Consider the following 20,337-nt stretch of genomic DNA (forward strand, 5'->3'; position numbering starts at 1 on the left):
CCCCGCTCCCCGCTCCCCGCGTCCCGCGGGCCGGCCCACCGGCACGGCCCGCGTCTCCGCGACGCTCCGCGCCGGTACCCGCTGGGCCATCGTCGCCCCGTCGGCGTCCGGGATCCTCATCCGCCGCCCCAGCCCGCGCAGCTCCTGCGGCAACTCCTCCCGCAACTCGTCCGGCCGCTCCTCCCACTGCTCCTTCCGGCGGTCCTCCGGTAGCTCGTCCGAGTGCTTCTCGCCCATGCCCCCACCCCCTCCCCGCCCTCCCCGCTGCCCGGCAGGATCTGCCCCGGCTTCCGCAGCCCCCGGCTCAGCCGGGACCTCACCGTGCCCCGCGGCCACCCCGGCGCCTCCGCCGTCTCCGCCTCGTCCCTCTCCGGCGGACAGCGGTACGTGACGACCCGGCGCTGATCCCCCGTTCGGCTCGCCCAGCGCCGCCGGCGGCAGCGCCCGCCGCTCCTCCGCCAGTGCCGCCCCCGCCGGATCGGCCGATTCCGGTACCACCGGCCCGGCGCCGGGCAGCGCCGCCTCCCGCCCCGCCGAGGCCCGGAGCCGCCCTGCGGAGCGAACTGTGTTTCTCATCTCATTCGCGACAATCCGGAGCAACCACGGCCGGGAGGCCGAGCCCTCCCTGAAGCGTCCCAGCGACGGGTACGCCTTGGAGGAGGCCGCCTGCACCACGTGCTTCGCGTCCGCACCGGCTCCGAGGGCCACCGCCGCCCTGAGCGCGATTCCCGTGCGGGCGCGCACCAGTTCCGCGTACGCCTCGGGCCCCCCGGACCGTACGCGCGCGATCGCCGCGGCATCGTCGATGCCGGTGCGGCCCCCTCCAGAGTCCCCTCCCGCGTCCTCACCCTCTTGATGCACCGGAGAACCGAGTCGGGTTCCACACCTGAGAGAATGAGTTCATGGCCTCTGATCGTCCTCGCGTGCTCTCCGGCATCCAGCCCACCGCAGGCTCGTTCCACCTCGGCAACTACCTTGGCGCCGTGCGCCAGTGGGTCGCCCTGCAGGAATCGCACGACGCCTTCTACATGGTCGTCGACCTGCATGCGATCACCGTTCCGCAGGACCCCGTCGCACTGCGCGCGAACACCCGTCTCGCCGCGGCCCAGCTGCTGGCCGCCGGCCTCGACCCGGACCGCTGCACGCTCTTCGTCCAGAGCCACGTGCCCGAGCACGCCCAGCTCGGCTGGGTCATGAACTGCCTCACCGGGTTCGGCGAGGCCTCCCGCATGACGCAGTTCAAGGACAAGTCCGCCAAGCAGGGCGTCGACCGCGCCACCGTCGGCCTCTTCACGTACCCGGTCCTCCAGGTCGCGGACATCCTGCTCTACCAGGCCGACCAGGTCCCGGTCGGCGAGGACCAGCGCCAGCACATCGAGCTGACCCGCGACCTCGCCGAGCGCTTCAACGGCCGCTTCGGCGAGACGTTCACCGTCCCGGCGCCGTACATCCTCAAGGAGACCGGCAAGATCTTCGATCTCCAGGACCCGGCGATCAAGATGAGCAAGTCGGCCTCGACGCCGAAGGGCCTGGTCAACCTGCTCGACGAGCCCAAGGCGACCGCCAAGAAGATCAAGAGCGCGGTCACGGACACGGACACCGTGATCCGGTACGACGCCGTGGAGAAGCCGGGCGTCAGCAACCTCCTCTCCATCTACTCCACGCTCACCGGCGAGACCGTCGCCGAGCTGGAGAAGAAGTACGAGGGCAAGATGTACGGCGCGCTCAAGACGGACCTCGCCGAGGTGATGGTGGAGTTCGTCACGCCGTTCCGGACCCGTACCCAGGAATATCTGGGGGACCCGGAGACGCTGGACTCGATCCTGGCCAAGGGCGCCGAGAAGGCCCGTACGGTCGCCGCGGAGACCCTCGCCCAGGCCTACGAGAAGCTCGGTCTGCTGCCCGCCAAGCACTGAGCGCGAGCGGCCGGTCCGGACCGGGACCAGGGTCCGGACCAGTGCCCCGACCAAGGACCCTGGCCACGAGGGCGGCGCTCCCGCCACACTGCACACAGGCAACAGCACCGCACAGCACCACCGCCACAGGACGTACAGGACGACGACGGAGGAGAACGACGTGGGGACCGTAACGCTCGGCGTTTCGATCGCGGTCCCGGAGCCGTACGGCAGCCTGCTCCAGGAGCGGCGCGTGAGCTTCGGGGACCCCGCCGCACACGGCATCCCCACGCACGTCACCCTCCTGCCGCCCACCGGGATCGACGCGGAGCTGCTGCCCGCCGTCGACACGCACCTCGCGCAGGTCGCGTCGTCCGGGCGCGCCTTCCCGATGCGCCTGTCGGGTACGGGTACGTTCCGCCCGCTCTCCCCGGTCGTCTTCGTGCAGGTCGTCGAGGGCGCGTCGGCCTGCTCCTGGCTCCAGAAGCGGGTCAGGGACGCGTCGGGCCCGCTCGTGCGCGAGCTCCAGTTCCCGTACCACCCGCACGTCACGGTCGCCCACGGCATCTCCGAAGAGGGCATGGACCGGGCGTACGAGGAGCTCTCCGAGTACGAGGCGCAGTGGACCTGCGCCGGTTTCGCGCTGTACGAGCAGGGCGCGGACGGCGTGTGGCGCAAGCTCCGCGAGTACGCCTTCGGGGGCCGTGCCGCGAGCGTGGTGCCGGCCCAGAACTCGCCCGTGGACCAGCCCGCGGCGCCTTCGCTGCGGTCCTGACCCCCGCCCCCGGGGAAAAGGTCCGCGGACGGGCCGGCGGCCGCCGGAACAGCGACAGCACCCTGCCGACGCTGCCCTCGGCGCAGGCAGGCGAAAGCGCGCTGTTTCCCGTCGCGGAGGGTAGACGCACGTCATGGACTGGCTGAAGAACCTGCCCGTCGTCGGCCCGTTCGTGACACGGCTGGCGGTCACCCACGCATGGCGTACGTACGAGACGCTCGACCGCGTCCACTGGACCCGGCTGGCCGCCGCGATCACCTTCATCAGCTTCCTCGCGCTCTTCCCGCTGATCACCGTCACCGCCTCGATCGGCGCGGCCCTGCTCTCCGACGGGCAGCTGCGCCGCATGGAGAGCAAGCTCGCCGAGCAGGTGCCCGGCATCTCCGAGCAGCTCGACCTCGCCTCCCTCGTCCAGAACGCGGGCACCATCGGCCTCGTCGCCGGTGCCCTGCTGCTCTTCACCGGCATCGGCTGGGTCGGCTCGCTGAGGGAGTGCCTCCGGGCCGTGTGGGACCTGGACGACACGGACGAGGGCAACCTTGTCGTGCGCAAGCTCATGGACGCCGTGGTGCTGTGCGGCCTCGGCGCGATCGGGCTCGCGTCCTGGGCGGCTTCCTCGGTCGGTTCGACGGCGGTCGACTGGACCGCCGAGCGGGCCGGCCTCTCCGAAAACGGCGCGGGCGGCGTGCTGTTGCAGACCGTGGCCCTCGCCCTCGCGGCCGGCGCGGACTTCCTGATCCTGCTGTACGTCCTGACCCTGCTGCCGGGGGTGCACCCGGCCAGGCACCGGCTGATCACGGCGTCACTCATCGGCGCGGTGGGCTTCGAGCTGCTCAAGCTGCTGCTGGGCAGCTACATGAGGGACGTCGCGGCGAAGAGCATGTACGGGGCGTTCGGCGTCCCCGTCGCGCTGCTGCTGTGGATCAACCTCACGGCGAAGCTGCTGCTGTGCTGCGCCGCCTGGACGGCGACGCGGCACGACAGCGAACGTACGGAGGAGGCGGCGGAGGGGGCCGGTACCGGTGACGGCGCCGGTACCGGTGACGGCGCCGGTACCGGTGACGGCGCGCCGGCTAGCGGCGCGGGCGGCGACGCGTCAGGGCGGGCAGCGGCCAGCGCCGGTTCACCAGGAACACCCCGGCGGCCAGCGCCACCAGCGCACCACCCGTGATCGCGAGCGCGGTGCCGACACCACTGGCCCCGCCGTCGGTCGCCGCGAGCCGGGTCGTCGCGTCCTCCGCGGCGACGACGGAGGTCTCCTCACCGCCGACGCCCCCCTTGCTCCCCCGGTCCTCGGCGGGCGGCGCGCCCCGGCCGGTCCTGGCGGACTTCGGCGGCACCAGTTCACCCACCGGGACGACCTTCCCCGAGGCCGCGAAGCCCCAGTCGAGGAGGCGGGCGGCCTCCTTGTAGACGGCGTGGCCCTCGTCGGCGGACGGGTTCATGACGGTGACGAGCAGCACCCTGTCACCGCGTTGCGCGACACCGGTGAACGTCGCTCCCGCGTGCGTGGTGTTGCCGTTCTTGACGCCCGCGATGCCCTTGTACGGGGCGACCCCCAGGTCGCCGGTCAGCAGGCGGTTGGTGTTCTGGATCTCGAAGCTCTCGCGCTTCTTCCCCTTCTTCTTCTCGCCGGGGAACGTGGCCCTCACCGTCGAGCAGTATTCGCGGAAGTCCTTCTTCTGCATGCCGCTGCGGGCGATGAGCGTCAGGTCGTACGCGCTGCTGACCTGCGTCTTCGCGTCGTAACCGTCGGGCGAGACGACGTGGGTGTCGAGGGCCTGGAGCTCCTCGGCGTGCCTCTGCATGTCCTGCGCGGTCTTGGACCAGCCACCGTTCATCTCCGCCAGGACGTGCACGGCGTCGTTGCCGGAGCGCAGGAAGACGCCGAGCCACATGTCGTGGACCGTGTAGGTGTGGTCCTCCTTGAGGCCGACGAGGCTGCTGCCCTCGCCGATGTCCGCCAGTTCCCCGTCCGTCACCTTGTGCACCTGCGTCTTGGGCAGGCGGGGCAGGACCGTGTCCGCGAAGAGCATCTTCATGGTGGACGCGGGGGGCAGCCGCCAGTGGGCGTTGTGCGAGGCGAGCACGTCGCCCGATTCGGCGTCGGCGACGATCCACGACCGGCCGCTCAGCTCCTTCGGGAGGACGGGTGCGCCCGGGCCGAGCACCACCTGCGTACCGGGCTGCCCGAGCTGCGCGCCGCCGACCGTCGACATCAGGGCCGGGGGCTTCGGCTGCTTGGCGCCGGGCTTGTCGTCCGCGGTCGCCGCGTGCGCGGGAAGGGCGGTGAGTGCGGGCAGCAACACGGCGGAGAGGACCGTCAGAGCGGTCTTTTTAACGGCAGGCACGATCGAGAACGTACAGGGCGCCGGCGTGGAGGCGGACATGGCGGGGACACACCGCCGCGGGCTCCGCCGGGCGGGGCCCGCGGCGGTGGCCGGGCGCCCGCCGGGGTCCGCGTCCGCACCCCGGCGGCGGAGGCCGGAGAACGGTGGCGATACTGGGCTCATGAAGCTCAGCCGCCCCGTCTCCTGGTTCCTGCTCGCCTTCGGGGTGTGGAGCTGGTTCATCTGGATCACTTTCGTCAAAAACCTGTGGAAGGACGGCAGCGGGCTCGCCTTCGACGACGCGGGTGACCCGACCACGTACTTCTGGGTGCACCTGCTGCTCGCCGTCACGTCCTTTCTTCTGGGGACGGCGGTCGGGGTGATCGGGTTCCGTGGAGTGCGGGCCCTGCGACGTGAGCGGAGCCGGGGATAACTGTGGGTGCCGTGCTGGGTGTCGTCGTGGGCGTGCTGGTGGTCTTCGGTCTGATGGGTGGGGCGCACTGGTACGTGTGGCGGCGGCTGGTCCGCGACACGACCGCGCCGGGCGGCCTCGCACGGCGGGCGGGCACGGTGGCGGCGGTGGTGCTGCCGCTGCTGGCGGTGGGCGCGCTCGTCTCGGGGCGCGCCGGCGCCCCGTTCCGGGCACAGCAGGTGCTGGCGTGGCCGGGGTTCCTGTGGCTGGCGGTGCTGATGTACCTGCTGCTGGCGCTGGTGGTGGGCGAGGCGGTGCGGCCCCTGCTGCGGTGGGGGCTGGAGCGCAGGGGCGGAGCGTCGCCGGCCGGGGAGGCTTCCGCCGCCCCGTCCCTCCCCGCGACCGGGGGACCGGCCGCCCGGGCCCCCGGCACCGGCCGGATACCGGCCGTGGCGGCGCCGGGCGGCACGGACACGCGCACGGGTACGGAGACGGGTACGGACACGGTGACCGCGTCCGCCTCCGACGGCCTCACCGGCCCGCCGGAGCCCGCCCCCGCCGACGGGACCGACGGGACCGGCGGGACCGGCGGCTCCGGCCCCTCGGAGGACCTCTCACGGCGGCTGTTCGTCTCACGGGTGGTGGGCGCCGGTGCCGCGGTGGCCGCGCTCGGAACCGTCGGGTACGGGACCTACGGGGTGCTGCGCGGTCCGCGGGTGAAGCGGGTCCGGGTGCCGCTGGCCAAACTGCCACGGGGCGCGCACGGGTTCCGGATCGCCGTGGTCAGCGACGTACACCTGGGGCCGATCCTCGGACGCGCGCACACGCAACGGATCGTCGACACCATCAACGCCGTCCAGCCGGACCTGGTGGCGGTCGTCGGTGACCTCGTCGACGGAAGCGTGGCCGACCTGGGGCCCGCGGCCGAGCCGTTGGCGCAGCTCCGGGCCCGGCACGGGGTCTTCTTCGTGACGGGCAATCACGAGTACTTCTCCGGCGCCGGGCAGTGGGTCGAGCACGTGCGCGAACTCGGTCTGCGGCCGCTGGAGAACGACCGCGTCGAGATCGCCGGCTTCGACCTCGCCGGGGTCAACGACGTCGCGGGCGAGGGCGAGGGGCAGGGCCCCGACTTCGTACGGGCGCTGGGGGACCGGGACCGTACCCGCGCCAGCGTCCTGCTCGCGCACCAGCCCGTCGTCATCCACGACGCGGTGGAGCACGGGGTGGACCTGCAGCTGTCCGGGCACACCCACGGCGGCCAGCTCTGGCCCGGCAACCACATCGCCGCCCTGGCCAATCCGACCGTCGCCGGTCTGGAGCGGTACGGGGACACCCAGTTGTACGTCTCGCGGGGCGCGGGCGCGTGGGGTCCGCCCGTCCGGGTCGGCGCGCAGTCCGACATCACGGTGGTCGAACTGGCTTCCCGCCAGGCGTAGCCGCCCGCCGCGACCCGCGACGCCCGGCGTCCCGCCGCCGGTCAGTGCGCCGTGCGGGAGGACGCCTGGGCCATCCCCGGCAGGAAGTCCCTGAACAGCTCGTGCACTTCGCGTACGAGCGGACGCAGCACCCGGAAGCGGGAGAGCGCGACCCCGCGACTGGTGAGGCGGGCGCCGCGTTCGGCGAGGCGGCGGCTGCGCTCCCGGTCCTCGGAGCGGTCGAACACCCAGTACAGGACGAGTCCCATCTGGGAGAGCCACATCAGCTCGGGGAGGATGCCCCGCAGTTCCTCGGCGACCTTGGCCTTCGACCCCGCCAGGACCTCCCGGTGGACGGCGACGGCCGCCTCGCGGGCGTGCTCCGACTCGGGGGAGAAGGGGCTCAGCGGACTCTCGGGGTCCGCGGCGTTCTTGAAGAACTGCGCCGCGAACTCGTGGTACGGCGCGGCGATGTCCAGCCAGGCCTTCAGCACCCCGGCCATCCGCGCCTCCAGCTCCGTCTCCCGGTCCAGCACCGGCCGGACCGCCGCCTGGTGTTCGGCGGCGATCCGGTCGTAGAAGCCCTGGACGAGGTGTTCCTTCGAGCCGAAGTAGTAGTAAGCGTTCCCCACGGAGACGCCCGCCTCCTTGGCGATGGCCCGCATGGTCGTCTTGTCGTAACCGCGCTCCTGGAAGAGCTTGAGGGCGGTTTCGAGGATGAGCGTGCGGGTCTGCTCGCTCTTGGGGGCCTTGTCTTCTTTCACGGTGTCCGAGCCTAGCCGGGGACGGAGCACCGGTCGTCGCAGGGCGGGGTGCCCCGGCCCCGGCCGACGTGGCCCCGCGGTTACGTGGCCGCCGCGAGCATCGTCACCCGTGCGAAGGGCTCCTGCGGGCCCTGGACCGCCTGGTCGACGGCTCAGCGCGTACGCCGGATCCGCGGCGCGCCCGCCACCGACATCACCAGCGAGTCCAGCGTCTCCAGCCGCTCGTCCCCGCTCGCGCACCGTCCGGTGCGGAAGCGGTCGTCCAGGACCTCGTGGACCGAACTGCGGGCGGTGGCGGACATGGGCGGGCCTTCCCGGACAGGTGTCAGACGCTGAGCGAGCGGGCGTAGTTGATCTGGCCCATGACCATGTGGAAGGTGTCGGGGCCGGTGGCCGGGATCATCGTGGAGTGGTGGCGGCCGCCGCTGGTCACCGTGACCTGGATGAAGCCGGTCGTCGTCTTCTCCTTCATCAGGAGGAAGAGCAGACCGAGCAGGCAGAAGAGGAAGAAGACGACGGCCAGCACGATCGCGACCGTCGGCATCTTCTCCTCGGTGCGGGACATGTCGGTGGCCGTCCACACCGCGCCCCTGAGCGGCATCGTGCCGGAAGGGGTGACGATCGAGTCGCTCATGACGGTGATGTCGCCGATCGACATCAACGGCGCGCCCCCCATGTCCGCCGGAGGACCGGTGTACGGCATCGGGGCCCCCGGCAGCGTCGGCTGCTGCGGGTAGCCGTAGCCCTGCGCCTCCTGGGGGTAGCCGTAACCGGGGGTCGGCCCCCACTGGTACTTCCCGTTCGGATCGCCGTCCGCCGCGTACGGATTCGGATTCTGCTCACTCATGGTTCCCCGTGCTCCCCTCGGCCCGCGTCCTGTGCCCCTGAATCCTGACACAAGGCGGCCCCGCCGTCCGGGTGAACCGGAGGGCGGGGCCGCCTCGTGCCCGTACGACCGGGAAGGGTCAGAAGCGACGCGTGATCAGCGCGCGCTTCACTTCCTGGATCGCCTTGGTGATCTCGATGCCGCGCGGGCAGGCGTCCGTGCAGTTGAACGTCGTGCGGCAGCGCCACACGCCGTCCTTGTCGTTCAGGATCTCCAGCCGCTGCTCGCCGGCCTCGTCGCGCGAGTCGAAGATGAAGCGGTGCGCGTTGACGATCGCCGCCGGGCCGAAGTACTGGCCGTCGTTCCAGAACACCGGGCACGAGGACGTGCACGCGGCGCACAGGATGCACTTGGTGGTGTCGTCGAAGCGCTCGCGCTCCTCGGCGGTCTGCAGACGCTCACGCGTCGGCTCGTTGCCCTTGGTGATGAGGAAGGGCATGACGTCGCGGTACGCCTGGAAGAACGGGTCCATGTCGACCACGAGGTCCTTGAGGACCGTGAGGCCCTTTATGGCCTCGATCGTGATCGGCTTCTCCGGGTTGATGTCCTTGATCAGCGTCTTGCAGGCGAGCCTGTTCTTGCCGTTGATCCGCATCGCGTCGGAGCCGCAGATGCCGTGCGCGCACGAGCGACGGAAGGTGAGCGTGCCGTCGGTCTCCCACTTGATCTTGTGGAGACCGTCGAGCACACGCTCCTTCGGGTCGATCTCGATCCGGAAGTCCTGCCACTCGGCCTCGGCCGAGATCTCCGGGTTGAAGCGGCGGATCCGGAAGGTGACCGTGATGTACGGGGAGACGACGGACGCGGGCTGAGCGTCGTCGACCTTGTCCAGGGTCGGAGTAGCCATCAGTACTTACGCTCCATCGGCTGGTAGCGGGTCTGGACGACCGGCTTGTAGTCGAGACGGATCGACTCGGTGCCGTCGTCGCCGACCTCGCGGTACGCCATGGTGTGGCGCATGAAGTTGACGTCGTCGCGGTTCGGGAAGTCCTCGCGGTAGTGACCGCCGCGGGACTCCTTGCGCGCCAGGGCGGACACGGCCATGACCTCGGCCAGGTCGAGCAGGTTGCCCAGCTCGATGGCCTCCAGCAGGTCGGTGTTGAACCGCTTGCCCTTGTCCTGGATCGAGACGTTGAGGTACCGCTCGCGCAGCTCGCCGATCTTCTCGACCGCCGTCTTGATCGTCTGCTCGGTACGGAACACCATCACGTTGGCGTCCATCGTCTCCTGCAGCTCCCGGCGGATGTCGTGGACCCGCTCGCTGCCGGTGTTGCTGCGCAGGCGCTCGACCTGGGCGACGACGAGCGACGCCGGGTCCTCGGGGAGCTCGACGTAGTCGTGCGCCGCCGAGTACTCCGCGGCGGCGATGCCGGCGCGCTTGCCGAAGACGTTGATGTCGAGCAGCGAGTTGGTGCCCAGGCGGTTCGCGCCGTGCACCGAGACGCAGGCGACCTCACCGGCGGCGTACAGGCCCGGAACGACCGTGGTGTTGTCCGCGAGGACCTCGCCCCGGACGTTCGTCGGGATGCCGCCCATGGCGTAGTGCGCGGTCGGCTGGATCGGGATCGGGTCCGTGTAGGGCTCGATGCCCAGGTACGTACGCGCGAACTCGGTGATGTCCGGGAGCTTCGCGTCGAGCTGCTCCGGCGGCAGGTGCGTCAGGTCGAGGAAGACGTGGTCGCCCTCGGGGCCGCAGCCACGGCCTTCGCGGATCTCGGTGTAGATCGACCGCGAGACGACGTCGCGGGACGCGAGGTCCTTCATGACCGGCGCGTACTTCTCCATGAAGCGCTCGCCGTCCTTGTTGCGGAGGATGCCGCCCTCACCGCGGGCGCCCTCCGTCAGCAGGATGCCCATGCGCCAGATGCCCGTCGGGTGGAACTGGAAGAACTCCATGTCCTCCAGCGGCAGCCCGCGGCGGTACGCCGCGGCCTGGCCGTCACCGGTCAGGGTGTGGGCGTTCGACGTCACCTTGAAGAACTTGCCGGTGCCGCCGGAGGCGAAGATGACGGCCTTCGCCTGGAAGACGTGGATCTCGCCGGTCGCCAGCTCGTAGGCGACGACGCCCGCGGACTTGCGGACCCCGTCGACCTCCTGCATGAGCAGGTCGAGGACGTAGAACTCGTTGAAGAACTCCACACCCTCCTTGACGCAGTTCTGGTACAGCGTCTGGAGGATCATGTGGCCGGTGCGGTCCGAGGCGTAGCAGGACCGGCGGACCGGGGCCTCGCCGTGGTTGCGGGAGTGACCGCCGAAGCGGCGCTGGTCGATGGTGCCGTCCGGGGTGCGGTTGAACGGCAGGCCCATCTTCTCCAGGTCGAGAACGGAGTCGATGGCCTCCTTCGCCAGGATCTCGGCGGCGTCCTGGTCGACCAGGTAGTCGCCGCCCTTGATCGTGTCGAAGGTGTGCCACTCCCAGTTGTCCTCCTCCACGTTCGCCAGCGCGGCGGCCATGCCGCCCTGCGCGGCGCCCGTGTGGGAGCGGGTGGGGTAGAGCTTCGTCAGCACGGCGGTGCGGCTGCGCTTCGTCGACTCGATGGCCGCGCGCATGCCCGCGCCACCGGCGCCGACGATGACGGTGTCGTACTTGTGAATCTTCATGGTGGTTGCCTCAGCCCCGGGCCTAGCGGATGTTCGGGTCGAAGGTGAAGATCACCAGCGTGCCCAGAAGGACGGTGAACACCGTGGCGGTGTACAGCAGGTTCTTCAGCCAGAAGCGGGTGTTCGGCCGCTCCGCGTAGTCGTTGATGACGGTACGCAGGCCGTTGGCGCCGTGCAGCATGGCCAGCCACAGCATGAGCAGGTCCCAGGTCTGCCAGAACGGCGAGGCCCAGCGGCCGGCCACGAAGGCGAAGCCGATCTTGGACACGCCGCCGTCCAGCACCAGCTGGATCAGCAGGTGGAAGAGGACCAGGACGACCAGCACGATGCCGGACAGCCGCATGAACAGCCAGCCGTACAGCTCGAAGTTCGTGCGGGTCGACTTGGGCGTCTTCCCGGTACGAGCGCGGGGCGGCTCGATGACGGGAGCGGGGTTGTCCACGTCGTAACGGCTTACGCCTTCGACGGGACCGACTGCGCCAGTGGTCTCGATGGACATGTGCCTCAGCTCCCGAAGACTTCGCGTACGGCGTGGCCGAGCACGGGGTAGAGAGCGCCCGCCATCAGCACGATCCAGATGCCCATCACGGTCCAGAGCATCTGCTTCTGGTAGCGCGTGCCCTTGGACCAGAAGTCCACGGCGATGACACGGAGACCGTTGAGCGCGTGGAAGAGGATGGCGGCGACGAGGCCGTACTCCAGCAATGCCACGAGAGGGGTCTTGTAGGTGGCCACGACATCGTCGTACGCCTCGGGGGAGACGCGGACGAGAGCGGTGTCGAGGACGTGTACGAACAGGAAGAAGAAAATGAGGACGCCGGTGACTCGATGAGCCACCCAGGACCACATACCTTCCCGGCCGCGGTACAGCGTTCCAGCCGGCACGGAAAAACCCTCCGGGAGCGGGGATTGGGGCCATGCCGGCTTCTGTGTCGGTCTGGCCCGGCCGGGTACGGTCCACCGGCCCCGGCCATCGTAGCGACGACTTGTCGGTTCGTTCGCGCGGGGTCCACTGGTGTGATCAAAGTGGCAGCCAAACCGCCACGGACGGGCTATCGGACGGGCTCCGAGCAGCCGGTCTGACGGGCAAGGTCAGGGTTTGGCAGGAAAACTTCAGTTTTCCATGGATCGGAGGCCATACGGGCGAGCCGTCCCCGCGCCGGCCCGCGCAGCTCGTCGGCGGCGACCGCCCGCTCCTCGTCCGGTGCGTTGCCCAGCCGGGAGCGGATCCCGGCCAGCACCTGGTCGAGGCGTTCCTCGGGCGGAAGGTGTCCAGGCGGATCGCGAAGGCGTGGCCGAAGCTGCTCTCGTACGCCGCGTGGGCGGCGCGCAGCGCGGTGTGCGCGGCGGCCGGGGCGTCCTCGTGCGGACCCGCCGAGGATTCGCGGCTCGGCGCCTCGGAGATCTCGTCGAAGGACAGGTCGTACGCCGCCTCGTCGGCCGCGGCGAGCAGCGAGCCGAGATCGGGGTAGGGACGGTGGGCGGCGACGTGCCGCGCCCAGCGCGGACCGGCGCAGCAGGCGAGCAGGGCGGCCTCGGCGGCGCCGGCGGGCGCGGCGTTGAAGCGGCCGAGGCCGACGGGGGTCGCGGGCCCGCGGTGCTGCTGGGGTATGGCCGTACGTCCCGGCGATTCGCTGCACAGCGTGAACCCCTCGGGAGGGGACGGGCGAGAAGGGGGCAGGCGAAAAAGTGGGATGGGCGAGAAGGTGTGGGGCAGACGGGACACGACGCTATCGATGCTCTTCGAACGCTGTCCGACGGATGTGCGAATCTCACCCGAACGGGAGAGTTTAAACACACATACTGGTCTATTGGTGGACGATTGGTGGGCCGATTGGGCATCGTTTGCTAAATGATGTCGCAATTCAGGGGGCCGCTGGCCGTAGCCGCCGCTTCCTTGCTCGTCCCGCTCATCGCCACCGCCGTCCCCCCGGCGTCGTCGGCACCAGCAGAACCAGCAGCGCCGTCCACCGAGGCAGCGCCGTCCACGAAGGCGGCACCGACCGGTAAGGCGGCACCGGCGAAGCCGTCCCCGGAGGCGGGGCCGACCGAGCCGCCCAGCGCCGTCCCTTCCGTACGGGACTACGACGCCGCGACCGGCCCGGGCTGGCAGCTCCAGCGCTCCACGCGTGTCGTCGTGGCGCCGGGCGACAGCGAGCTCGCCGACGAGGGCGAGCTCCTCGCCCGGGAGATGAAGCGCGGCTTCTCGTCCGCCGGGTCCGGCCGCGCCGGGGACATCGAGCTGGCGCTGGCACCCGGCGGCGCCCCCGAGTCGTACACCCTCACCGTCCGTGACGGACGGGTCCGCGTCACCGGAGCCGACGAAGCCGGTGTCTTCTACGGGACCCGCACCGTCAAGCAGGCCCTGCGCGCCGACGGCCGCCTGTCCGAGGGCGTCGTACGCGACAAGCCCGCCAAGCCGCAGCGCGGGCTGATGCTCGACACCGCGCGCAAGCACTACACCGCCGGGTGGATCGAGGACACCGTCCGCGAGATGGGCGACCTCAAGCTCAACCAGCTCGTCCTGCACTTCTCCGACGACCAGGGCTTCCGGATCGCGTCCGACAGCCACCCCGAGATCGTCTCCGAGCAGCACCTCACCAAGGCCGAGGTCCGGCGGATCGTGAAGCTGGCCCGGAGCCGCCACATCGAGGTGATCCCGGAGATCGACTCGCCGGGCCACCTCGGCGCGGTGATGCGCGCGCACCCGGACCTCCAGCTGCGCGACGTCAACGGCGTGGCGGCGCCCGGCGCCGTGGACATCTCCGACCCCGCGTCCGCGCGGATCGTGGACGACCTGCTGAAGGAGTACGCCGGTCTCTTCCCCGGCCGCCACTGGCACCTCGGCGGCGACGAGTACCAGGCGCTGATGAAGCGGGATCCGGAGGCGTCGTACCCGCAGCTCGCCCGCGCGGCCGTCCGTGAGCACGGCCCCGGCGCGAGGATCCAGGACCTGGCCACCAGCTGGCTCAACGACCGCGCCGCGACCCTCCGCCCGCACGGCAGGCACCTCAAGTCGTGGAACGACGGCCTCCACGCAGGCGGCGTCGTCAAGGCCGACCAGGACCGCGAGGTCGAGTACTGGACCGGCAAGGAGATCGGCGCCCGGCAGCCGACGGAGTACCTGAGCGAGGGCCGCAAGCTGGTCAACGCCAACGACGAGTACCTCTACTACGTGCTCGGCGAGCCCAACACCTTCACGTACCCGACCGGCCGCCGCATCTACGAGTCCTGGACCCCCCTGGTCCTGCGCGGCACCGACCCGGTGCCGGCGCGTTACGCGGACCAGGTCCTGGGCGGCCGCCTCGCGGTCTGGGGCGACTTCCCGAACGCCCAGACGCAGGCGGAGGTCGCGCGCGGCATCCACCTCCCGCTGCGCGCCCTCGCCCAGAAGACCTGGGACCCGGACAAGCCCGCGCTGGACTGGGAGGGCTTCAAGGCGTTGGCCGGGCGTACGGGCTGACGGCCTGAGCTGCGCATTTGTGATGGACGGCCCGGCCGGCGGCGGCGTATGTTCCGCAGGCAGCCGCCGGCCGGCGTCCGCACATCCGTCACGCCTCCGGGGAGGGGCGTCCTGACGCTCTTGGGGGGCTGCCCAGCCATGCTGTGCGCGAACTGCGGTACGACCAGGGCCACGGCCGGTGAAGGGCTCTGCGACGGGTGCGTGACCGCCGCCGCCCACGCGCCGCTGCCGCCGCCCGCGCCCGCCGTGCCCGTTTCCGGGCCCGTGGCGGTGCTCCGCTCGCCGGTGGGGCTGTCGTACGCCGTGACGGCGCTGCTGGGCGCCGTCGTCGCGGCCGACTGCTTCGACCTCTTCGCCCTGTTCCGTTCCCGGGGCCAGTGGGCCGAGCTGGCGTCCGAGGGTTTCTCCGCCGTGAGCGACGAGGACATCGACCGGGCCCAGACCCTGCTGGTCTGGGCGTCGCAGGTGGGCGTCCCGCTGGTGCTGGTCACGGGCATCGTCTTCATCGTCTGGTTCTTCCGGGTGCGGCGGAACGCGGGCGTCTTCGCGCCGGACCTCCAGCGCAGAGGGGCCGGCTGGGCGATCGGCTCCTGGTTCGTCCCGATCGGCAACTTCTGGCTGCCGCGGGGGATCGCCGTGGACGTCTGGGCGGCCAGCCGGCGCGACCCGTACGGGCTGGAGAGCGCGAAACGGGAGCCGAAGCTCGTCCTGGACCTGTGGTGGACGGCATGGGTCGCGTCGAAGCTGTACGCCGGGTTCGCCACCTACCGCTACAACAAGGCCGAGGCGCCGGGCGAGATCCGCGACGCCCTCGACCTCCTGATCACCGCCGACCTGATCGACATCGCGGCCGCCGTGCTCGCGATCCTCTTCGTACGCGCGCTGACGCGCATGCAGCACCTCAGGGCGACCACTCCCTCTCCCGTTTCGACTGACATGGCCACACCATGACGTGACGCGGGCAGAATGTGCCGGAGGCGTGGGGAGAGCGGGGCATGGGTTTCTGGGGTTACTTCGTGGTCGGCCGGAGCGGACGGCCGCTCGCGGAGCTGGCGGCGCTCGCGGACGTACGGGAGGGCCTGGTGCTCCACGAGACGCGCGGCGACGGGTGGCAGGTGTGGGTGCGCTCCAGCGAGCCGCAGGCCGGCGACATGGGGGCGCTCGCCCGGGGGGTGTGCGGGGAGACGGGGACGCCCGCGCTGTTCGCGTTCGTCATGGACAGCGACTGCGTGGCCGTGGAGGCGGCGGCCTCCGCGGAGGCCGCCGGTTCCTGGTTCGGCTGCCTGGGGCGCGAGGCGATGGCGGGCCACCTGGGCGCCGACGGGCTGGTACCGGAAGACCTGTTCCTCACGCCGGAGAGAGCCGCGGCGAAAGCGGTGGAGTGGGCGGCCGCGACCGGACGGACCGTGGCCCCGGGCGCGCTGCTCGACGTACTGCGCCAGGAGGCGGACCCTCTGGCCGAAGAGCTCTTCGCGCGCTTCCTGGACCGGCTGGGACTGTGAGCGGATGGTGAGCGGTCAGTGATCATGCAGTGAGCGGGCAGTGACGTAATCGGGGTGCGGTACGCAGACGGAAGGAGAAGGTCCGCACCGAGCGGGCCCTGCAGTGCCGAGGGAGGCACCGTGACCCTGGTGGAACTGATCGGCCGCGCCGACGAACGGAGTCTGGCGGCGAGCGCGGTGGCCTGCCTGGACCGCTGCCTGCCCCTGCTGGAGTACGTCGAGGGTGCCGAGCGCATCGGCCTCGACACGGACGAGGCGCTCAGGCCGCTGTGGGTCGCGGTCGAGGGCGGCGACGCCTGGCTCGGCCGGCTGCGCCGGGTCGCGACCGTGGTGGAGCGGGTCGCGGGGGCGGCCCCCGGCGAACTGGCCGGCTTCGCCAGCCGCATGGCCGCCGCGGTCCCCGCCGCCTACGACGAGCTCGCGCTGCGCGCGTGGGCCGAGGACTGCTCGGCCGCCGTGCTGGAGGTCCACCTGCGGCTGGACGGGGCGGCGCCGGGCGGCCACCAGGCGCGGGTGAAGGCGTACCGCAACGGCGAGACCGACGGCATCGGCCCGCTCACGGCCGGCGAGCTGCGCCGCCAGTTCCAGCTCCTGGACATGCTCTCCGGGGACTCGGGCGGCGGGCTGAATCACGCCCTCCAGCTCTCGAACGAGGGCAAACGCGTGCTGCGGGCCGCGGCCTCGCGCCGGGCCCGCAGCAGCGGCTGACCGGCTCGCTCAGCTCGCCGCGCCCTGGCCGGCGTGCTCGGCCGGCCTGGCGGCCCGGCGGTCGAAGAGGTCCTGCGGGAGCTTCGCCCTCGCGGGGTCGGCGAGGCGGATCGCGAGGAGGACCGCCACCGTGCTGTCCTCGCGCACCACGGTGCAGCGCATCGGGAACTCGCTGCCCTCGGCCTCGGCCGTCATCACCCAGGACACCGGGCCGTCGCCCGCCCCGGGGTGCTCCTCGGCCCTCACCGAGCTGTACGCGATCGTGGCGCCGCCGTTGTTGCCGCTGGTCGGGAAGGCGCCCGCGCAGTCGGTCACGGCCTTGCGGGTGTTGTCGAGCGTCTGCCGGGCGCCCTGGCCCTCGTACGGGAAGAGGCGGTCGATCGAGACGGCCGGGCGCGGCGCCGGAGCCGTAGCCGCGGCCGGCCATGGCGGCGGGCTCGGGGCTGCGGGTCATGTCGGTCGCCGTCATGTCCGCCAGGGGCGCGCACCGGGGCTGGTCCGCCTTCGGGCGGACGGGCGGGGCGGTGTTGTCCTCGGCCGTGCAGCCCTTCGCGTCGGCCGGGGTGACGAGGGCGGCCTTCAGCCGGGGGCCTCGGGCAGGACGGTGCCGGCGGGCCCGGCCGGGCGCTCGGCCGTGGGCCTGCCGTCCTCGGCCGGCGCGGGGTCCGTGCTCGAACAGCCCGTCGTCGGGGCGGCCGGCAGGACGGCGGCGGTGACGGCCGGGGCGAGACGGCGCGAGGCGGGACGGTGCGGGGCGGGACGGCGTAAAGCGGGAGTCTTCATGACTGCCTCCGGTGGGCGAAAAGACCGGGGCCCCTCCTGAGGAGGGGCCCCGGTGGTGTGCGTGGCAGGGGTTACGGGTGGAGCACCTTGCCGATGGCCACGCCCGCGGGGGCGCCCAGCGCCGTGGTGCCGTAGTAGACGCCCGAGGTGGTCACGACGCCCGACGTGCTGCTGTTGTCGAGCTGGAGCACGGTGCCGTTGCCCGCGTCCTCGCCGCTCGCGCCGATCGCCAGGTCCGCCCGGCCGTAACCGGACAGGTCGGTCAGCGAGACCGCCGAGCCGAAGCGGTCATTGGCCTCGGACGCGCCGGAGACGCCCGAGGTGTCCTGGGAGTAGACGGCGGAGTTCGTGCCGGTGGGTCCGGTGGCCGTGCCGCGCAGCAGCAGGGTCGAGCCGGCGTTGGAGTGCGCGATGTCGCTGCGGGTCAGGTCCTCGCCGGGCAGCCCGGCGAGGATGTCGCCGTAGCCGTCGAGGTCGACGTCGCCGATCGAGACGGACGCACCCATCTCGTCCCCGGTCTCGTCGGCGCCCGCGACGTAGGAGGTGCCCTGGTGGACGGTCTTGCTGCCGGTGGCGGTCAGACCGGCCGACGAACCGAACACGACGGTGAGCGCGCCGCCCTTGGCGGTGTGACCCGACTCGGTGGCGGACGGCTGGCCGACGGCGACGTCGGTGTAGCCGTCACCGTTGATGTCGCCCGCGGCCAGCGAACGGCCGCCGCGCGAGGAGAGGATGCCGGCCCGCTGGAGACCGGACGACGAGCCCTTCAGCCACAGCAGGCGGCCGACGCCGGACGGGTCGCGGTAGGAGACCGCCACGTCGGCGTAGCCGTCGCGGTTGAAGTCGCCGCTCGCGGCGGAGGCGTAGGAGACGGCCCCGGTGTACGCCGCCGTGTTCAGGTAACCCTTCTTCGCGGCACCGGACTTGGAGTCCCAGGCCCACCAGCGGCCCGGCTGGCCCGGCGCGACGGAGAAGACGTCGGACCGGCCGTCGGCGTTGAAGTCGCCGGTGGCGACGGTCGTACCGAGGGCCTCGCTCGCGGTGCGGGTGGCCGCGTCGGTCCAGTACGACGTGCCGGAGGTGAGGCCGGGGCCGTACAGGACGGTGACGGAGCCGGTGTTGGCCTGTCCGGTCGTGCCGTTCTCGCCGGGCGCGCCGACGACCAGGTCGGCGAAGCCGTCGCCGTTCACGTCGCCGTACGCCGACGAGGAACCGAAGCGGTCGTCGCTCTCGGAGGAGCCGGGGACGCCGGGACTGCTCTGGCCCAGGGTGCGGCGGGCCCCGGCGACCGGGCCGTCCGTGGAGCCGGGCAGGACGGTGACGGTGCCGTCGCCGCTCGCGACCTTCGGCGTACCGACGGCGAGGTCGGTGACGCCGTCGCGGTTGAAGTCGGTCGTCGGGATCGCGGAGTTGCGGCCCGCGCCGGTGGCGAACTTACGGATGGCGGGGAGCTTGGTGTACAGGTTCGCGCCGGGGCAGGCGGTGGCGAAGCCGTCGCGGTGGCCGGAGACGGTGTTCAGCGTGGCCTTCTGGCCCTTGGTGTACTTGCCGGTGTCGGCGGCCGCTTCCAGCGTGACCGTGCCGGTCGGGCTGACGCCGTACTGACCGAGCTTCCAGGCGGCGACGCGGGCGGCCGAGTCGAGGGCGGCCTGGGTGGGCCTGCCCGTCTCGAAGTTGCCGAGCAGCGCGATGCCGGTGGAGTAGGAGTTGAAGCCGTACGTGTGCGCGCCGAGGACGGGCAGGTCGGTGCCGCCCTCACGGCCCTCGAAGATCTGGCCGCACTTGTCGACGAGGAAGTTGTAGCCGATGTCCTTCCAGCCCTCGTAACCGGGGCGGGGCGTCACGTGGTACGCGTAGATCGCGCGGACCATGGCGGGGGACTCGGCGCAGCTGTAGTTGTTCGAGTCGACCGTGTGGTGGACGAAGACGGCCTGGACCCTGTCGATGTACTCGGGGTCGCTGTAGTTCGTGGCGAGCGACTTGTCCGGGCCCCATCCGGCGCGCAGGGTCATCGGCGGCCGGGTCACGGTGGACGGCGGCGCGGTCGGAACCGTCGGCGTCGGCGACGGCGAGGGGCCGGCGGTGGTCGGCGTGCCCGTGGGGGGCGTCGTGGGGGAGGCCGTGGGGGAGGCCGGCGAGGGCTCGGCCGCCGTGGCGGTGCCCGTGGGCGCCGGGGTGGCGGGCGAGGACTCCGTCGGCGTGTCGCTCGGCACCGGGGCCGTGGTCTCCTCGGCCGCGTACGCCGAGTACGCCGCGGTCTGCGCGTCCGCGCCGGGGGCCCTGGCCTCCTTGGCCGTCACGCCCGGGTCCACCAGGGTCAGTTCGAGCCCCTTGGGCAGACCGGCGGTGGAGGTGCCGTCCGCCCGCAGGATGCGTCCCTCGACGGCGTCGGAGGGTCCGACCCACAGCGGCTCGGACATGCCGGGCAGGTCGGCCCCGGCGTCGCGCTTCTCGGCCAGGTGCTGGTCGAGGTGGACCTCCAGCCACGTGCCCCACTCGCCGGTCTCGCGGTTGCGCGTACGCACCTCCGCCTTGCCGTCGATCTCCGCGTCCGGGTTGGCCCAGGTGACGCCGACCAGGGAGAAGGGCTCGGTGCCGGTGCGCGGCAGCTCGCGCTTCTCGCTGCCGGTTCCCTTGAAGGTGAGGGAGCGGACCTCTGCCTTGCGCGGCTTCGGTCCGTGCTGGGACGGGCCCGTTTCGGGATTGGCTATGGCGACGGTGACCGCCCCTGTACCGCCGAGTACGACCGCGCCGATGGTCAGCCATGCTCGGCGTTTCATGCTCAGCGGTCTGTAGGCGTGCG

Annotated in this window: 20 protein-coding genes and 3 pseudogenes; 9 read left to right on the forward strand and 14 right to left on the reverse strand. The window is 71.8% G+C overall.

Going from position 1 to position 20,337, the window contains the following annotated elements:
* Together ABD374_RS00005 and ABD374_RS00010 are read right to left on the reverse strand one after the other, a co-directional pair.
* Positions 1-237, reverse strand: a pseudogene (locus ABD374_RS00005) (hypothetical protein); the annotation flags it as partial.
* 11 nt (positions 238-248) lie between these two features.
* Positions 249-807 (reverse strand): annotated as a pseudogene (locus tag ABD374_RS00010) (RNA polymerase sigma factor); the annotation flags it as partial.
* A gap of 95 nt (positions 808-902) precedes the next feature.
* Between ABD374_RS00010 and trpS the strand changes: the two are divergent.
* The 3 genes from trpS to ABD374_RS00025 all read left to right on the forward strand — a co-directional run bounded on the left by trpS (position 903) and on the right by ABD374_RS00025 (position 3,841).
* The gene (gene trpS / locus ABD374_RS00015) at positions 903-1,916 is read left to right on the forward strand and encodes a tryptophan--tRNA ligase (protein WP_344488539.1); all 1,014 of its coding nucleotides are present in this window, start codon (positions 903-905) and stop codon (positions 1,914-1,916) included.
* A 160-nt stretch (positions 1,917-2,076) separates the two neighbouring features.
* Positions 2,077-2,670 (forward strand): 2'-5' RNA ligase family protein, encoded by a 594-nt coding sequence (locus tag ABD374_RS00020; RefSeq protein ID WP_344488542.1) that lies wholly within the window; start codon positions 2,077-2,079, stop codon positions 2,668-2,670.
* A 133-nt stretch (positions 2,671-2,803) separates the two neighbouring features.
* Entirely contained in the window at positions 2,804-3,841 is a 1,038-nt protein-coding gene (locus ABD374_RS00025; protein ID WP_344488545.1) for a YihY/virulence factor BrkB family protein, read from the forward strand.
* On the opposite strand, the gene ABD374_RS00030 is transcribed toward ABD374_RS00025, so the two are convergent.
* A complete protein-coding gene (locus ABD374_RS00030; protein WP_344488548.1) occupies positions 3,744-5,021 on the reverse strand; it encodes a D-alanyl-D-alanine carboxypeptidase family protein in 1,278 nt (425 codons plus the stop codon). The genes ABD374_RS00025 and ABD374_RS00030 overlap by 98 nt on opposite strands.
* Positions 5,022-5,181: 160 nt before the next feature.
* Between ABD374_RS00030 and ABD374_RS00035 the strand changes: the two genes are divergently transcribed.
* Together ABD374_RS00035 and ABD374_RS00040 are read left to right on the forward strand one after the other, a co-directional pair.
* A complete protein-coding gene (locus tag ABD374_RS00035) occupies positions 5,182-5,433 on the forward strand; it encodes an SCO4848 family membrane protein (RefSeq protein ID WP_344488551.1) in 252 nt (83 codons plus the stop codon).
* Positions 5,434-5,486: 53 nt separating this feature from the next.
* On the forward strand, positions 5,487-6,848 hold the full coding sequence (locus ABD374_RS00040; RefSeq protein ID WP_425577080.1) for a metallophosphoesterase: 1,362 nt from the start codon (positions 5,487-5,489) through the stop codon (positions 6,846-6,848).
* Positions 6,849-6,889: 41 nt separating this feature from the next.
* Here the strand turns inward: ABD374_RS00040 and ABD374_RS00045 are convergent, their stop codons facing one another.
* The 8 genes and pseudogenes from ABD374_RS00045 to ABD374_RS00080 form a co-directional block, all read right to left on the reverse strand.
* Positions 6,890-7,591, reverse strand: coding sequence for a TetR/AcrR family transcriptional regulator (locus ABD374_RS00045; protein WP_344488556.1), 702 nt, complete (start codon positions 7,589-7,591; stop codon positions 6,890-6,892).
* A gap of 152 nt (positions 7,592-7,743) precedes the next feature.
* The gene (locus ABD374_RS00050) at positions 7,744-7,893 is read right to left on the reverse strand and encodes a hypothetical protein (protein ID WP_344488559.1); all 150 of its coding nucleotides are present in this window, start codon (positions 7,891-7,893) and stop codon (positions 7,744-7,746) included.
* 23 nt (positions 7,894-7,916) lie between these two features.
* Positions 7,917-8,438 (reverse strand): hypothetical protein, encoded by a 522-nt coding sequence (locus tag ABD374_RS00055; protein ID WP_344488562.1) that lies wholly within the window; start codon positions 8,436-8,438, stop codon positions 7,917-7,919.
* Positions 8,439-8,556: 118 nt separating this feature from the next.
* A complete protein-coding gene (locus ABD374_RS00060) occupies positions 8,557-9,324 on the reverse strand; it encodes a succinate dehydrogenase iron-sulfur subunit (RefSeq protein WP_344488564.1) in 768 nt (255 codons plus the stop codon).
* A complete protein-coding gene (sdhA, locus tag ABD374_RS00065; RefSeq protein WP_344488566.1) occupies positions 9,324-11,078 on the reverse strand; it encodes a succinate dehydrogenase flavoprotein subunit in 1,755 nt (584 codons plus the stop codon). Before sdhA ends, ABD374_RS00060 begins: the two co-directional genes overlap by 1 nt.
* A gap of 22 nt (positions 11,079-11,100) precedes the next feature.
* Positions 11,101-11,577, reverse strand: coding sequence for a succinate dehydrogenase hydrophobic membrane anchor subunit (locus ABD374_RS00070; RefSeq protein WP_344488569.1), 477 nt, complete (start codon positions 11,575-11,577; stop codon positions 11,101-11,103).
* 5 nt (positions 11,578-11,582) lie between these two features.
* The gene (sdhC, locus tag ABD374_RS00075) at positions 11,583-11,963 is read right to left on the reverse strand and encodes a succinate dehydrogenase, cytochrome b556 subunit (RefSeq protein ID WP_078606921.1); all 381 of its coding nucleotides are present in this window, start codon (positions 11,961-11,963) and stop codon (positions 11,583-11,585) included.
* 167 nt (positions 11,964-12,130) lie between these two features.
* Positions 12,131-12,720 (reverse strand): annotated as a pseudogene (locus ABD374_RS00080) (2-oxo-4-hydroxy-4-carboxy-5-ureidoimidazoline decarboxylase).
* Positions 12,721-12,933: 213 nt separating this feature from the next.
* On the opposite strand from ABD374_RS00080, the gene ABD374_RS00085 reads away from it, so the two are divergent.
* The 4 genes from ABD374_RS00085 to ABD374_RS00100 all read left to right on the forward strand — a co-directional run bounded on the left by ABD374_RS00085 (position 12,934) and on the right by ABD374_RS00100 (position 16,751).
* The gene (locus ABD374_RS00085; RefSeq protein ID WP_425577081.1) at positions 12,934-14,541 is read left to right on the forward strand and encodes a family 20 glycosylhydrolase; all 1,608 of its coding nucleotides are present in this window, start codon (positions 12,934-12,936) and stop codon (positions 14,539-14,541) included.
* A 138-nt stretch (positions 14,542-14,679) separates the two neighbouring features.
* A complete protein-coding gene (locus ABD374_RS00090) occupies positions 14,680-15,492 on the forward strand; it encodes a DUF4328 domain-containing protein (protein WP_344488584.1) in 813 nt (270 codons plus the stop codon).
* A gap of 44 nt (positions 15,493-15,536) precedes the next feature.
* Entirely contained in the window at positions 15,537-16,043 is a 507-nt protein-coding gene (locus ABD374_RS00095) for a hypothetical protein (RefSeq protein ID WP_344488587.1), read from the forward strand.
* A gap of 120 nt (positions 16,044-16,163) precedes the next feature.
* Positions 16,164-16,751 (forward strand): hypothetical protein, encoded by a 588-nt coding sequence (locus ABD374_RS00100; protein ID WP_344488590.1) that lies wholly within the window; start codon positions 16,164-16,166, stop codon positions 16,749-16,751.
* Between the two features lie 9 nt (positions 16,752-16,760).
* Here the strand turns inward: ABD374_RS00100 and ABD374_RS00105 are convergent, their stop codons facing one another.
* From ABD374_RS00105 to ABD374_RS00115, 3 genes are all read right to left on the reverse strand, one after another.
* The gene (locus tag ABD374_RS00105) at positions 16,761-17,066 is read right to left on the reverse strand and encodes a hypothetical protein (RefSeq protein WP_344488593.1); all 306 of its coding nucleotides are present in this window, start codon (positions 17,064-17,066) and stop codon (positions 16,761-16,763) included.
* A 264-nt stretch (positions 17,067-17,330) separates the two neighbouring features.
* Complete coding sequence (locus tag ABD374_RS00110; RefSeq protein WP_344488596.1) at positions 17,331-17,534, reverse strand: hypothetical protein; 204 nt, start codon at positions 17,532-17,534, stop codon at positions 17,331-17,333.
* A 71-nt stretch (positions 17,535-17,605) separates the two neighbouring features.
* Positions 17,606-20,314 carry an FG-GAP-like repeat-containing protein gene (locus tag ABD374_RS00115; protein WP_344488599.1) on the reverse strand — a complete coding sequence of 903 codons (2,709 nt, stop codon included), beginning with the start codon at positions 20,312-20,314 and terminating at the stop codon, positions 17,606-17,608.
* Between the last annotated feature and the right edge of the window lie 23 nt (positions 20,315-20,337).

This window comes from Streptomyces enissocaesilis (assembly GCF_039533765.1).
GTDB lineage: Bacteria > Actinomycetota > Actinomycetes > Streptomycetales > Streptomycetaceae > Streptomyces > Streptomyces enissocaesilis.